The 14,221-nt window shown below is 41.0% G+C and carries 11 protein-coding genes; 8 read left to right on the top strand and 3 right to left on the bottom strand.

Annotated elements, in window-relative coordinates:
• Positions 1-616: 616 nt before the first annotated feature.
• Positions 617-1,090 carry a hypothetical protein gene (locus VNZ46_RS16785; protein WP_325561211.1) on the bottom strand — a complete coding sequence of 158 codons (474 nt, stop codon included), beginning with the start codon at positions 1,088-1,090 and terminating at the stop codon, positions 617-619.
• A gap of 219 nt (positions 1,091-1,309) precedes the next feature.
• On the opposite strand from VNZ46_RS16785, the gene VNZ46_RS16790 reads away from it, so the two are divergent.
• The 4 genes from VNZ46_RS16790 to VNZ46_RS16805 all read left to right on the top strand — a co-directional run bounded on the left by VNZ46_RS16790 (position 1,310) and on the right by VNZ46_RS16805 (position 5,083).
• The gene (locus VNZ46_RS16790; RefSeq protein ID WP_325561212.1) at positions 1,310-1,666 is read left to right on the top strand and encodes a hypothetical protein; all 357 of its coding nucleotides are present in this window, start codon (positions 1,310-1,312) and stop codon (positions 1,664-1,666) included.
• A gap of 10 nt (positions 1,667-1,676) precedes the next feature.
• Positions 1,677-2,576, top strand: a complete 900-nt coding sequence (locus tag VNZ46_RS16795) for a hypothetical protein (protein WP_325561213.1) — start codon at positions 1,677-1,679, stop codon at positions 2,574-2,576.
• 22 nt (positions 2,577-2,598) lie between these two features.
• Positions 2,599-4,833 (top strand): hypothetical protein, encoded by a 2,235-nt coding sequence (locus VNZ46_RS16800; protein ID WP_325561214.1) that lies wholly within the window; start codon positions 2,599-2,601, stop codon positions 4,831-4,833.
• Between the two features lie 64 nt (positions 4,834-4,897).
• A complete protein-coding gene (locus VNZ46_RS16805; RefSeq protein WP_325561215.1) occupies positions 4,898-5,083 on the top strand; it encodes a hypothetical protein in 186 nt (61 codons plus the stop codon).
• Here the strand turns inward: VNZ46_RS16805 and VNZ46_RS16810 are convergent.
• Positions 5,048-7,297: an excinuclease ABC subunit UvrA gene (locus VNZ46_RS16810; protein ID WP_325561216.1), complete on the bottom strand. Its 2,250-nt coding sequence runs from the start codon at positions 7,295-7,297 to the stop codon at positions 5,048-5,050. The genes VNZ46_RS16805 and VNZ46_RS16810 overlap by 36 nt on opposite strands.
• A 345-nt stretch (positions 7,298-7,642) precedes the next feature.
• On the opposite strand from VNZ46_RS16810, the gene VNZ46_RS16815 reads away from it, so the two are divergent.
• The gene (locus VNZ46_RS16815; protein WP_325561217.1) at positions 7,643-8,677 is read left to right on the top strand and encodes a type IV toxin-antitoxin system AbiEi family antitoxin; all 1,035 of its coding nucleotides are present in this window, start codon (positions 7,643-7,645) and stop codon (positions 8,675-8,677) included.
• Positions 8,652-9,500 (top strand): hypothetical protein, encoded by an 849-nt coding sequence (locus VNZ46_RS16820; RefSeq protein ID WP_325561218.1) that lies wholly within the window; start codon positions 8,652-8,654, stop codon positions 9,498-9,500. Before VNZ46_RS16815 ends, VNZ46_RS16820 begins: the two co-directional genes overlap by 26 nt.
• A 211-nt stretch (positions 9,501-9,711) precedes the next feature.
• On the opposite strand, the gene VNZ46_RS16825 is transcribed toward VNZ46_RS16820, so the two are convergent.
• A complete protein-coding gene (locus VNZ46_RS16825; RefSeq protein ID WP_325561219.1) occupies positions 9,712-11,115 on the bottom strand; it encodes an alpha-L-fucosidase in 1,404 nt (467 codons plus the stop codon).
• A 153-nt stretch (positions 11,116-11,268) separates the two neighbouring features.
• Here VNZ46_RS16825 and VNZ46_RS16830 point away from each other — a divergent pair, with 153 nt between their 5' ends.
• Both VNZ46_RS16830 and VNZ46_RS16835 read left to right on the top strand, forming a co-directional pair.
• Complete coding sequence (locus VNZ46_RS16830) at positions 11,269-12,012, top strand: LytTR family DNA-binding domain-containing protein (protein WP_325561220.1); 744 nt, start codon at positions 11,269-11,271, stop codon at positions 12,010-12,012.
• On the top strand, positions 12,009-13,925 hold the full coding sequence (locus VNZ46_RS16835; RefSeq protein ID WP_325561221.1) for a histidine kinase: 1,917 nt from the start codon (positions 12,009-12,011) through the stop codon (positions 13,923-13,925). The genes VNZ46_RS16830 and VNZ46_RS16835 overlap by 4 nt, the downstream gene beginning before the upstream one ends.
• The last annotated feature ends 296 nt before the right edge of the window (positions 13,926-14,221 follow it).

Below are 14,221 nucleotides of genomic sequence, written 5' to 3' on the forward strand. Positions count from 1 at the left end.
TGGCGTGTAAATTCCAGACAAAAATAAGGGCGCCAGGACTTGCCTTGTCATGCAAGGTTTGTGATAAGCCAAATAATATGGAACAACTGGAAAAATAAAGCATTAGACCTATCACGGTGGTAAAATTGAACCTGGACAAATTAACTTCTGTATTGGTGAAATTTAAATAAAGAAAGTATATGCATATTCCCACTATTGTTATACTGCTCAAAAAGCGGGGTAATGTGTTATATCTGAAAAGGCTGTGTGTTAGCAATACATATGCAATGGCAAACAAGCTAAAACTGATAAGTGAATAAATGAGTAATTTCCGCACGGTCTTCTGCTCAAAAATTACGCTAAACAGCAGGCATAATAAACAAAATTCAAGTATTGTATACAAATGCAGGACAGGCATATTATTGATATGCAAGAAGGTCGTTATTGAGGCAATACAATTAAAGAATGCGGAAAATAAAAGATAACCGAACAACATTTTTTGTGGCCCTGACCAGTATTTACGATTGATTAGTGCAATGATAACGGGCACCACCAAAATAGATGGCGCAATTACAGCGGGATAAACCGTTCTTATAGAAAACAGTAAATGCATCTTCTTTAATAAAATTGCTGTTGATTATCCCTCTCCATATAATGGACTCGAAACATCGCATACATCCGGACATGGGGCAGAAAAATCATAAATTGACGATTCCAGCGTTCCAGTACCGTCTTCGTCAGTCGGAGAAACGTGGGTTACGTCTTTATTGCCCGCAACAGGTAATAAAAGTATATGCACCAGACCAGGCCTGCCCTCACTACTAGGTGCATCCATCGCTAAATAGCCTCGAACGGCATCTATTTGGTTGTCTTTATTCTTCTTCTTTTTATTGTGGTTTTCTGCTGCTGCAACAATATTTTTCAAATCCTTAAGAGGAATCGTAAAGCCCCGGAATACATCCTGGTCATTTGCTGTTACATTAATAACAATTTTCTTTTTGGGATCGCGGTTTTTGTAAGCTCTTAACAAATCTGCGTAATAGCTACGCCATCTTGTCGTCAAGGCTTTAGCCAGTTCAAGGTTGATAGGTGGAAATTGTTTTTGAGTCATTTTCTTGGTTCTTTAATAGGTTGTGGTATGACTAATATAAAAATAATATCAATTATAGTATCCTTTTTTAAGGGTAACCAGGTCTTTTTACCTATATGCTAAATCAGGTTTTTTTGCGCTAAAGAACGCCTTGTTCTTGCTGTTACTTTGCTAATGTCAAAGAGAAGTTTCTTTGAAGGAACAATTAAAGTGTTTTAATATAACCTAACAATTAACATTATGGCCAGACCAGTTAAAATCACCGTAAACAACAATACCGGTAAGGTGTTGAAATTGAAAACTCAAAACGTAGTACATGGAAAGTTTACTTCAAATCCCCCTGCTATTATTGAAGCCTCGGGCAGTTGGGCTTGTTCAACCAGAACAGGTGGTGCTTATGGGCCGGAGGGAACAATAATTTATGAAACCGACGGAGGAGACGTTACTGTTGAGTTTTATTATAACCATCCCATTGGCAGTGGCTCCAGCTCCTATCGCGTTTTGCCTAATCCTTCTGATTCCATGGGATATGAGATCAAAGGCAGCTTTAAAGGTCACGATCAGAATATCACTTTTGAGCTGTATACGATATCCTGAATCCAAGAATATGACTATGGAAACGTCAACCTGGATGAGTCGCCTGGACAGCAGTACAAAGCTGAACGGGATAGTAATGCCTGGAAGTCACGATGCGGGTATGTCTCAATTGAGTCATTGTGACGGAGGGGCTAAATTGAATTGTGGAATTATAAAGACGCAAGCCTTAAATATTCTGCAGCAATTGGAAGCCGGCTCCCGATATTTTGATATCAGGGTGGATTATGATCATTGGGAACTGGTTACCTATCACAGAAGTGGTGATGCCGGATGTAATGGCCAATCACTGGCTGCTGTTTTAGACCAATCTCTCCAATTTATTCGATCTCACCGGTCAGAAACCTTTATCCTGAAATTCTCCCATATCCGCACCAACCGAAAGAACGAGAGGGAGATAAAAGACAGGATTGACGAGTTTCTGGCGGATGTCAAATACCGGGACTATCTATTCACATCTCCAAAAAGGGATGTCAATCTGGCCAATATCGCTTTGGACGATTGCAGGGGGAAAATGATTCTGGTTTTCGATTATCCCGAACATACCGGGGCCCGGGCGGGCCGGTTCCGCTACCACGATGGATTTGGCTATTGTGGGCCTAATATCACCGTGTGCGATTCCTATTCCAATACCACTTCTCTGGAGAAAATGAAGCGGGATCAGCTGGCAAAATTGGAGGCGTATGGTGGCTTAGATAAGGACTGTTTCTTTCTTTTGTCCTGGACGCTGACACCCGACACGGATACTTTTTTTAAAAGCTCTATCGAAAAATTGGCTGAGGTTGCAAATGCTGCATTGGAGGAAGTGTTGGCCGAGCATATAAGTCAGCCTGGTCAACCGAAGCCCAATATCATTTATATAGATTACCTCAATGTGAAAACCGCCCTAAGCATTATTCAGTGTAATTTTTAATCACTTATTAGAACAACCTATTATGAACAATTCTGAAAGAAATAACCCCTTATATGGGGTCACCATTGGTGCAACAATATATGCCCTTAACGGGAAATTCAAGTCCAGTGTGGTAAACGGACCCATTAGCTTAATGATTTCCCAGGAAGAATCTCAAAAATATATGTCGGGCGAAAGTAGTTACGTATTTTCTGAAAAGATGAACCAGGGGGCATTTGGACTGTCTGGTGCTTATGGGGTTTCGGGCCTAAGCTTACTTAAGTCTTCATTGTCTGCGTATGTGGGAAAATCTTCGGCTGCCAGCGGTAAATCGGTGTCGGTGAATTATAATGCGGTTTCCGTTGGAGGAATAGAGTATATCAATTTTGAACGGCTTACTGCCAGCCAATTTATGGCCGGCCTGAATGAGGCTTGCCAGCAAAGTATATCCTCCGTATTGGTGGCATATAATGAGGTTATGGCTGAGGCTTCAAAATCAGGCCGGGATTTGTTGAGTGTATTTCATAATGATGATCTTCAAAGTGAAAGGTTAAAAAAGCTGGTAAGTGCATGGATAAAGGAGTCAGAGCAATTTACAGATGATTTTGGTGATGGCTTGGTGGTTGGGGTTGTCTGGGGTGCTTTTGGAGGAGTGAGTATGCATATGATTTCTGAGAATGAGTCCCGGTCTTGGAAATATGGTGGTCAGGCAGATTTTTCGTATGCCAATGCTTTTGCTTCTGTGGCTGTAAAGGCTACTTATGATGGCAGCCAGTCCAGTGGCAACGCCAAGGTGAAGGTGAATTGTACAAGTTATTTGAGCGGCACTGTACTTGCTGAGCAGATCAAAGAGTGGTTCGATCAGGTGGCGAACAAAACATTTGCCGATCTGGCCGATGTAAATGTTATTGATAAAGCACCGAATATGGATATCACACATGGAGCGCCTTCTATTCCGGAATTTGTACAACCCGTGCCAGACGAAGGCATTGTGGAAAAAGTGGAAGAAATAAAGGACTTGAGAGGCTTAGATACCATGGCAAAAGCTTCGGCTTATGAGAAGACAAAAATCACCAACCCAACACTTACTTTTAACGAATTTATAAATAATGCGGATAAGCCTGCGAAAAAGGAAAAACTCGACGAGTTTAAGCAGAAGATAATGAATAATGAGATTGATACACTGGATTTTTCTAATAAACAGAAAAATAAGATGGGAAAGATAGAGGAGAAATACGGGGATTTGGCAATGGGTTTGGCCGACGACTTTTTTTCTGCTGAAGCAGCGGGGTTTAATGCAGAGGTAAAAACCGAAGGATATGTTCCTCTGGGGGTATGGATCAGCAACTGGCCAGACCTTTTTCCGTGGATGGCCCAGGGATATTATAATAGTATCGATGGCATAGAAGGGGAGGATGTTGTAAAGGCGCGGGTAATGTTGCAGGATTACCAAACTTTGAGCAAGATGTACTACATTGCCCATTCCTCAGGAATCACCGAATTTAAAAGAAAGGATTCGTCTAAGCCAAAAGTGACTTCCTTGAGCATCGCCGATGCCTTTGCCAATGCTGCAGGAAAAATGCAGGAGGTTTCGGGAGGCCTTGGCGGAAGAGGAATAGAGGAGATTTACGGGAATTTGGGCGAGGCAGCCAGAACGATTTATAAGCTGTGGAATAAAGTGGCTTTTCTTAGGAATTGTGAATTGGGCCTTGGCTTAATAAAAAATAATAAGACTATAGGTAATCCTTTACCGGATGGAGATAAGGATGGCAATCACCGAACCTATGCGCTAAGTACTTGTGATTTTGACGGAAGAAATTATACGGCCTTTAGCCGCGCTTACAAAGTATTGCCTTTACTTACGCCGGATGGGGATATTTGGATTTTTGGTCCGGAGCAGGGTGGGTTGAGCTCTGTTTATAACAAAGAGATTGTCTTTTCTAAGCCTGGAAGGGCGAACTATCTGGTGTTCGAGTATAGTAAAGACGAGCGAATCCTTAGCAATAGTACCAATGGAATTAAATTGTATCCAATTCCATTTTCGGCTGCACAGAATGTTTCTGCCTGGAAAGGAATGTCTTTCAGCACCAATATCGGTTCTGTTAAAAGTTTAAATGAGCGCTTGAAATCACTTAGTGATGATTTGGGTAAGCTCAATGCCTGGTCTTTTAGCAGTGCCAATTGGAACAAAAGCTGGAAAGGGAAAGATGTTTACAGACAGCGGAATATAAAAAAGCAATATATCGGCCTTGTTGAAGAGATCGGGAATGTATTTTGATTGAAGGGGGGGTGAAAATATGATTTCTGATCTCGCTGAGCCTTACAGGCTCTGAGGCTTGATCATGAAATCATATTTTCTTGGGTGCAGACCGGGTATGGTGCAGACCGGGTATGGAGCAAACTGGGTATGGTGCAAACTGGGTATGGTGCAGACTGGGTATGGAGCAGATTGGGGTATGATGTTGACCGGTGATGGAGCAGATTGGTTTTATTTATGTTCTATTTTGAAGGTAATTGGCGGTAAGTGATTTTTTGCTGTTCAACAAGTCTTTTACGGAACCCTGAAACATCACTCTTCCTCCTGCATTACCCGCACCCGGACCGAGATCTATAACCCAGTCAGCATGGGCGATGATATCTGGGTTGTGTTCAATCACAATTAGTGTGTTGCCACTGTCGACAAGTACATTCAGAAATTTTAGTAGTTTTTTTGTGTCGCTTGGATGCAGGCCGTTGCTCGGTTCATCTATGATGATGATTTTATCGGTGCCGGAAAGTTCTCTTGTTAACTTTAACCTTTGCCGTTCTCCACCCGAAAAGCTATCCATTCGTTGCCCCAGGGTGAGATAGTCCAGTCCGAGTTCAATCAATGTATCAAATGCAGAACGGAACCTCTCTTTTGGAAAAAAAGCACCCGCATCATGAACTGTCATCTCCATAATTTCGGCGATGTTTTTTTCATGGTAAAGATATTGCAATACTTTTGGATGGTATCCGGAGCCATTACATACATCGCATATCTGTTCGATGTCATCCATAAATGCCATTTCAATTTTCTCAATTCCAAGTCCTTTACAATTTGGACAGCAGCCCTCACTGTTCCGGCTAAAAAGTTTATCTGAAACTTTATTTGCGCGTGCAAAAAGTTTTCTCACTTCATCAGACAGGTCAAGATAGGTGAGCAGATTTGAGCGATAACTTGCCGCAGGTAAGGATTGGTCAATAATGGTCACCTGAGGATAATGAAATGGAAGCACTTTAGTTGCTAATGTGCTCTTTCCAGAGCCGGCTACGCCTGTGAGAACCGTAAATATACCTTTAGGGATATCTATACTGATATTTTTTAAGTTGTGTAATGAAGCTTTAGTGATGGTCAAAACTTCTTTAAATGTCCTTGGATGTTTGTTATATGAAGTTTTTTCAGAGAAACAAGCACCTGTTAGTCCTTTCGATTGCTTTAAGCCTGCAAAATCTCCCTGATATACGATTTTACCACCATTCTTTCCCGCACCAGGGCCCATATCCACGATATGGTCTGCCAGTCTGATCAGGTCATGATCATGTTCCACCAATAGAACTGTATTTCCTTTGTCCCTTATTTTCAGAATGATGTTTGCTATGTTCATCACATCATGAGGATGCAGTCCTATACTTGGTTCATCAAAAATATATAATAAATCTACCAGGCTGTTGCCAAGATGCCTGACCATTTTGATGCGCTGAGATTCTCCGCCGGAGAGTGTATTTGTCGACCGGTTCAATGTGAGGTATTGTAAACCTATATTCATTACATATTGTAATTTCCTTCTGATCTCCTGCAAAATCGTGTCAAAAGTATCCGAATGTAATGTGCTGATAAATGCGTGTAAGTCTTCAATGGTCATCATTGTGCAATCGGCAATGTTTTTACCTTTTATCTTACAGGATAAAATTTTAGGGGCCAAACGTTGTCCATGACAGCTCGGACAAGCCTTTGTTACAATCACCTTCTCTAACGAAACTCTTATGGTCTCCCTATGTTCTATTTCCCGGTTGAGAAATGCGGTTTTGATCCTGGGGATAAGTCCAATATATTTTGCCGATTTCCTCCAGTCTTTGGTTGGATGCTTTGGTTTCTGCTCCTCTGCATAGAGCAGCAGATCCCATTCCTTTTTACTGAAATTTTTCAGCTTCTTATCATTGTCAAAATTTCCTGAGTCTACGTAACGCGTCAAACGCCATCCTCCGGGTTGAAAGGTTGCGAATTTAATTGCACCTTCATTCAGCGATTTGTCTTTGTCAACCAGTTCATCAACTTCTACTACCTGCACATAACCCAATCCCTCGCACTCAGGGCACATCCCCAAGGGATTATTAAATGAAAAGGAATTGGAGTACCCCACAAAAGGTTTGCCCATTCTGGAGAAAAGCAGGCGTAAAGACGAATAAATATCTGTAGCGGTACCTACAGTAGAACGTACATTTCCCCCCAGGCGTTTTTGATTAATGATAACAGGGACATTTAGGTTTTCTATCCGTTCTACATCAGGAATACCATAATGTTGCATACGCATTCGGGCAAAGCTGCTTTCTGATTCATTGATCTGCCTTTGTGCTTCGGCTCCTATGGTATCAAAAACAAGTGATGATTTACCGGAACCGGAAATTCCTGTAAAAACGGTCAGCTTACCTTTGGGGATTTTCAGGGAGATATTCTTGAGGTTATTTTGCTTTGCGTGCGTTATGGTGATATATTTTATCATAAAGTTGCCAGGCTTTTGTGAGGTCGTAACAGATTTGATAAAGTTCTTGAAATAATAACATATCAACGCTTTATTGGTTTGAAGAGGGGATGAAAATATGTTTTCTGATTCTCTCTGAATCTTGCAGATTCTGAGGTTCGAATCAGTAAAACATATTTTCTTGGGTGCAGACCGCTAAATTTGCAAAAGAAACTTGATGTTCATTGAAGATATGTTAACTCAGCATCTAAAAAACAACAGCTGCTGTTACAATTTATTATTAAATATGAATTCTTGTTTTTGTTTACTATATTTGAGTGTTTACTGTCAGTAAACACTCAAATATAGTAAACAAAAACACTTGGAATGAAGGCTCAAGAATTGTGGAATAAAGGTATGGACCATTTGCCGGAGCATTTAAAATCGGTATTTGGTAAGCCGAGATTTGATCTTGCTGCAGACAAAAACACAGGAACACTGGTTGTGATATTTAAAAATGAGGCCTTGGATTACCAGTTGGTAAAAGTCTCAAAACTAACTCATACGCTGTTGGTTTTTCTGAAAAATTTGCAAACCCATGCGCCTGCAAACAATTTATTTATTCTTACCCCAATTGTATATCCGAAAATTGCAGAAGAATTAATTAATGAAGGTATCAACTTTTTGGACACTGCAGGTAATATTTATATCGATAAACAGGGGTTTTTCTTACAACGAACTGATCAGAAACCAGAAAGTAAACCGAAGGAACAAAACAAAAGCAGGTTATTCTCTGAGGCAGGTCTGAAATTACTCTTTGGAATTCTGCAGGCACCAGAATTCATTAACTTAAGTTATAGGGAAATGGCAGCAGCAGTTGAGGTATCTCCAGCCTCGATTTCTATCATTTTCAATGAGATGCTAAAATCTAGGTATCTGCACAAGGGGCACAAAGACAGGAAGATAGTTTCTCATAAAAAAGAGTTATTGGAACGCTGGGCAATAGCATATAAAGAACAGCTCAAACCTAAACTGCTGATTGGCAACTATGTCTCAAAACTTCCGGGTATTCTGCAAGATTTCAATAGCATTGATATTAGTGTTATTGGAGGGAAGTGGGCAGGGGAGACTGCAGGAAACCTGTACACTCATTACCTGAGAACGAGCAAAATTTCTTTGTATGTAGATGGGGCCAATAAAAAATGGATGCCTTTACTGAAACTGATCCCCAAGTCAGAGGGAGAAGTAGAAATCTTACGATTCTTTTGGAAAAGTGACCACCCTATCTTTAATTTAGGAGTTCACTCGGCCACACTCGTTCCTTCTATACTTGTTTATGCAGATTTAATCACTTCGGAGGATAGCAGGAATATGGAGACGGCCCAAAGAATTTTTGATGAGCATATACAATTTACCGACTAATAAAATCCCGCTCCACCTTAAAAAGGTTATTCAAGCCATACAAGAAATTCTTGGGGAGAAAGCCTATGATTTCATGTTGATTGGCGCTACTGCAAGAGATCTGATTTTGGATGGTCAGTATAATTTAGGTATTGGCAGGGCTACTTTGGATATAGATTTCGCCATTTATGTACCAGAGTGGGATAGTTATGAGGAAATGATCAAAAGACTGCTATCTTCTGGACTATTCAGCCCAACTAAAGTTACACATAAGCTCATGTTCAGGGAGGGGATTGAGGTCGATATCGTCCCTTTTGGTGAGATCCAAGACGAAAATGGAGAATATGCCTGGCCACCAAATTTTATTCATTCGATGAACGTAGCTGGTTTTATGGAGGTACGAGATCAAAGTATTATTTATGAGGTGGAGGGCGAGGAATTCCATTTTCATGCTGCTCCTATCCATGCCATTTATTTTATGAAAATATTAGCCTGGAAAGACCGGAAGCATAAAGATTCTAAAGATGGTAAAGATCAGGGTTTTATTCTTTCGAATTATATTGATTTGAAATATGAAGTACTTTACGGTCAGTATGCAGACTTGGTAGAGGATCCGAAGTGGGATACGATCACTTCTTGTGCTAGAATGCTCGGTAGAGATATTGTAGAATTGTTGAAAGCCAATACGAAGGCCCTGGAAAATGCTAAGGCCGTTATAGAGGGGGAGCTATTGGATGAAGATAATTCCGGACTTGCCAAAAGTATGGCTAATGGTGGAAATTTCAGTTATACCAAAGCTTATCAGTCTTTGAAAGAGCTTTTGTTGGGCCTAAATGGGTTTTAAGATTAATCTGGTTTGACCAGACCGGTACAGTTTACTCAAGAATATTTATAGAGGTAGGTCTTGTTGTGAAAAATATGATTTCTGATCTCGCTGAACCTTACAGGTTCTGAGGCTTGATCATGAAATCATATTTTTTTGGGTGCAGACCGGGTATGTTGCAGAACTGGGTTAGGCGCAGAACTGCAGGTCGGTCGGGCTGGAAGTTGGAGTGTTATTTATGCGTTACTTTGAAGGTGACTGCATACTTGAACTTTCCTTGTTGAAGAGTCGTGGGGATGGTCAAAAGGATTCCATCATCCTTTGCCTTCCATTTGATATTCATTTTGGTTCCAAGCATACTTACTTTTTGTATTTTCTTTGCGCCATCTAATGCGATAAAAATTTGCTCTGGTAAGTGAACGTCTTCGGTTTCTGCAAGCCAAACAGCATAGGACTCAGTTCCTTTTTTAGACTGGGTGTAAAAGATATTTTTTGTGGAATATGGAGCTATTGGTTTTGAGCCGTAGATGCACTCGCCGTTAATTTTTATCCAGGAACCAATATCTTGTAAACGCTCGTAAGCTACCGGGTCCCAGTCTCCATTCGGCCCAGGGCCAATGTTAAGCAGAAAATTTCCACCTCTGGATACAATTTTGACCAGCAGATCCACCAGTTGTTTGGCAGATTTATAGGTATCATGTGGTACATAACTCCAGGAATTTCCCATCGTCATGCAGGTTTCCCATGGATAAGGGAGGGGCTTGTCTGGTACTTGCTGTTCTGGCGTGGTGTAGTTCTCAAATTCACCTGTTACCGTGCGGTCTACTACAATTAAGCCAGGCTGATGACTTCTGGCCATACCGGCAATTTTGGCCATGTCGATGTCCTGATTAAGTTTCTTATTCGGTCTGACCTGACCACCATCCAGCCATAGGATGTCGATTTTTCCATAGTCGGATGCCAATTCCTCAATTTGATTGTAGGTGAAATCTTTAAATTTCTGCCAGCGATCAGGGTATTTGGCCGGATCATAATTTACATTTCTGTCTTTGGGCGGAAAGTATGGCCACCAGTAATACTCACTATGCCAGTCGGGCTTGGAGAAATAGGCTCCAATTTTAAAATTCTCTTTCCGGAAAGCATTAAAAACCTCTTTTGTGATGTTGCTTCTGGGATTAGAAGAAAAGGGTGTTTTAGCGTCTGTTATTTTATAGTCTGTTTGTTTGGTGTCAAACATGCTGAAGCCATCGTGATGTTTTGTTGTAAATACGACATAGCGCATGCCTGCATCTTTAGCTGCTTTTACCCACTTTTCCGGATTAAAAGCTACAGGGTTAAAGGTAGTCTGAAGGTTTTCGTAAGCTTTTTTATACTTGAAATAATCGTCTGAAAACGGTCCCTTGCGTTGAGTCCAGTCCTCATCTTCCGGACAAATGCTCCAGCTCTCTACAACTCCCCATTGACTATAGGGGCCCCAGTGCATAAATAAGCCAAATTTAACATCTTGCCATTCCTTAATGTTTTCTCGAACCAGCGAATCTTTAGGAACCACATAGTCACCAGACATTTTGTGTTGCTGAGCTTGGGTTCCAAGATGGAGCATTAAAAACGCACCAATTATTAGAAATTTCTTCATAATCAAAAATACCTATTTAGGTTATACGATTGGTTTGTAATTATGATTTTACGAAAACGATTGTTTCGTTTTATAAATGAATGGTAGCGAATTGTAAATAAATCGGGTTTCGTGACCTATAATTATTATTTTACGGGGCACAAATAGTTAAATATGATAACTGTAGCGATTATAGAGGATGAACCTGCAATCCGTAAGGAAATAAGCTATCTGATACAACAGGAAGCCAATACAGAACTTGTTGGTTGGGGCGACAGTGTGCGGACTGCTGTAAAGCTGATTGAGGAGAAGCAGCCCGATGTCATATTGATGGATATCCAGCTCAGGGATGGAACGGCCTTTGACCTTCTTAAAATGCTGACTCCTATTCCGCAAAACATCATATTTATTACTGCATATAACCATTTTGCGATCAAAGCCATTAAGTACGGTGCATTGGATTACCTGCTGAAACCCATTGATCAGACGGAATTGAAAGAAGCGCTGGAGCGCTACAGGCGCCGCACGGATAACAATCCGCAATGGATGCAGCAATTATCGATGGCACAGGATTCTATCAGTACAGCCGAACTGCCGGAAAGTATTGCACTTAACTCCGTTCATAATGTGCGTATAGTATCCGTACACGATATTATCTATTGTAAAGGCGATGGCCCCTATACTTTTTTCTTTCTTAATGATGGTACAAAGCAACTGATTTCCAAACCGCTTAAATATTATGAAGAATTGTTGCCTGCACCTCATTTTCTGCGCACGCATCAATCCTATCTGGTGAATCGCCTGTTTGTTTCGGGCATTAACCGTTCAGAATATATTGTGCTTAAAAATAAGGAGGAAATCCCAATTTCTACGCGACGGAGAAATGCTGTATTAACCCAACTTTTTCCTGTAAAATGAAACAAATATTGCGTATAGTGCTTTTCGGAGTGATGATTTCATGGACATTGGCTTGTCATAAAAAGCCGCTTCCGTCCCTTCAAAATAATTTGATTACTGAGAAAATAAAAAAACTGGAAAAGGTGACTGTCTCCCCTGCAAATGGTGATTCATGTGTCAGGGAATGGCGGAAATTCGACGAAAATCCACTTGTGAAAAAGGATGCTGTACTTTCAGCAAATGTTAAATATAATTTAGCCCGGCTATACGGCATGCGCGGGCAGGATTCGGCCCGTTTTTTTGTAGAAAAAGCTTTGGAGCTTATTGAGCCCACAGGGAATCAGAAGTATAAGGCGCTTATATACAATGGGGTGGGTAATGTACGAAGCATGGAGGCAAAACTAAGGGAAGCGAGCTATTATTATAATAAAGCAGCAGCGATTGTATTATCTGATGCTAAAGCTGGGCTGTCTTCCGAAGCCAGATCTGCTATACTGCTTTCGGCTGCGCAGAGTAACCGGTCTTTCTTTCAATATCATCTGGCTGAAAAAATGAACCGCGCTGCATTGTCATTGACCGACTCTCTGCCCCAGGGACATATCAACCGGCAGCGTGTGCTGGTACAGATGATACAGCTCTTGAACCTGCAACAAAAGCCGGCAGATAGCATAGCTCCTTACCTGCGGAGATTAGAGGAACTTCAGGCTCAACATCCTGATAAATATGATATCAGTTACCTGTACGAATCGAAGATGAAATACTTTGAGGCAGAAAAACGAAATGATTCGCTATTACACTATCAGTTATTAAAAACAGAAGTAGATGAGGCTACGTATGATACCAGAGCCTCTTCGGTTAATATCAACAATTTACTTGTTGACTATTGTAATGTGGCCACCATCTATGTTGCACTCAGGCAACCCCTAAAGACGGCTCAATTCATCTACAAAGCGAAAAAGTTGAAGGAGCAGCATCCAAATCTGATTCTGGATGATGATGAAGTCGTATATCAGAAAAGTTTGGCTGAACTATACCGTTTGCAAGGTAGAAACAAGGAAGCAGCAGAGGTGCTGAAGAATGTAGTCAAATTACAGGAAAACCTTTATCAGGCTGCACACACGCAAGCCCTTGCTGAAATGAATGCACTTTATCAATTGCAGGTGAAGGACCGTTCTATCCACACTTTAAATGAGAGCATTAAGATCAATCAACTTCAATTGCAGCAAAATCGCCTGTGGCTTGTTGTTGCGGTATTAAGCGTAGTTTTGTTGGGTGTTACGTTATTATTTCTTTATTATAATTTTCGACAGCGCGGTGCAAGACAGGAAAAAGAAAAAGTATTGCTGCATCAGCAATTGTTGCGGACGCAGATGGAACCTCATTTCATATTCAATACTTTATCGGCAGTGCAGAGTTTTGTCCGTCTGGATAAAAAAGATAAAGCGATTAAATATCTCAACCGGTTTAGCCGACTGCTCCGCAACAGCCTGGAGCTAAGCCGGGAAAGTCTGGTCCCTTTAGATGAAGAAATTGATACGCTGGAAAATTACCTTTGTTTACAGCAAATGCGTTTTGAAGAAGCTTTTACTTATCACATCCTGCAACCGGAGGGACAGGATCCAGGTGCAGTCATGTTACCTCCCATGTTGATACAGCCTTATGTGGAAAATGCGATCCTGCACGGCATAGAACTGGATTCGGGCAATGGCAATATTGATGTTTGCTTTGACCTTGAAGAAGATGTGCTGCACGTAACAGTTACCGATACCGGTAACGCTCAGGGCCATCAGTCAGATACAACGCACCGTTCATTGTCGGGCACCATTAGCCGGGAGCGAATGGATTTACTGGGTAAAAAAGCAGGCGTATCTATAACCCGTGGTACAGATGGCGGTACAATCGTAAGCCTGCAGATTCCAATAGTGTATGGATAAATTTGCGAATTGTAAATGGCAGTTGCGAATCATAAATGACTTGATAATTTAAGTAGGATGACTTTTATTTTTACAATGAATTAACGCATACGATAAACGTATGCAATGGTTTAATAAAAATAAATAACTATGAAAAAATTATTAATGAGTTTGGTAGCAGTGGCATTTATGTCATCTGCGGTCTTCGCAAAGACTGGTGAAGTAAAACCAGCAGAGAAAACGGTTGAAAAAACAAAGGTTTACACAGCTGTTGCTGGTAAGTCCAATGTTAAAATAGTCGGAGAGGCTAAAGAAAT

This window comes from Pedobacter sp. (genome assembly GCF_035566355.1).
Classification (GTDB): domain Bacteria; phylum Bacteroidota; class Bacteroidia; order Sphingobacteriales; family Sphingobacteriaceae; genus Pedobacter.

Coding starts and splice junctions, on each gene's coding strand:
- VNZ46_RS16815 (WP_325561217.1), top strand. CDS start 7,643: ATGAAGGCTCAAGAATTGTGGAATAAAGGTATGGACCATTTGCCGGAG.
- VNZ46_RS16785 (WP_325561211.1), bottom strand. CDS start 1,090: ATGACTCAAAAACAATTTCCACCTATCAACCTTGAACTGGCTAAAGCC.
- VNZ46_RS16800 (WP_325561214.1), top strand. CDS start 2,599: ATGAACAATTCTGAAAGAAATAACCCCTTATATGGGGTCACCATTGGT.
- VNZ46_RS16825 (WP_325561219.1), bottom strand. CDS start 11,115: ATGAAGAAATTTCTAATAATTGGTGCGTTTTTAATGCTCCATCTTGGA.
- VNZ46_RS16795 (WP_325561213.1), top strand. CDS start 1,677: ATGACTATGGAAACGTCAACCTGGATGAGTCGCCTGGACAGCAGTACA.
- VNZ46_RS16830 (WP_325561220.1), top strand. CDS start 11,269: ATGATAACTGTAGCGATTATAGAGGATGAACCTGCAATCCGTAAGGAA.
- VNZ46_RS16810 (WP_325561216.1), bottom strand. CDS start 7,297: ATGATAAAATATATCACCATAACGCACGCAAAGCAAAATAACCTCAAG.
- VNZ46_RS16790 (WP_325561212.1), top strand. CDS start 1,310: ATGGCCAGACCAGTTAAAATCACCGTAAACAACAATACCGGTAAGGTG.
- VNZ46_RS16835 (WP_325561221.1), top strand. CDS start 12,009: ATGAAACAAATATTGCGTATAGTGCTTTTCGGAGTGATGATTTCATGG.
- VNZ46_RS16805 (WP_325561215.1), top strand. CDS start 4,898: ATGAAATCATATTTTCTTGGGTGCAGACCGGGTATGGTGCAGACCGGG.
- VNZ46_RS16820 (WP_325561218.1), top strand. CDS start 8,652: ATGAGCATATACAATTTACCGACTAATAAAATCCCGCTCCACCTTAAA.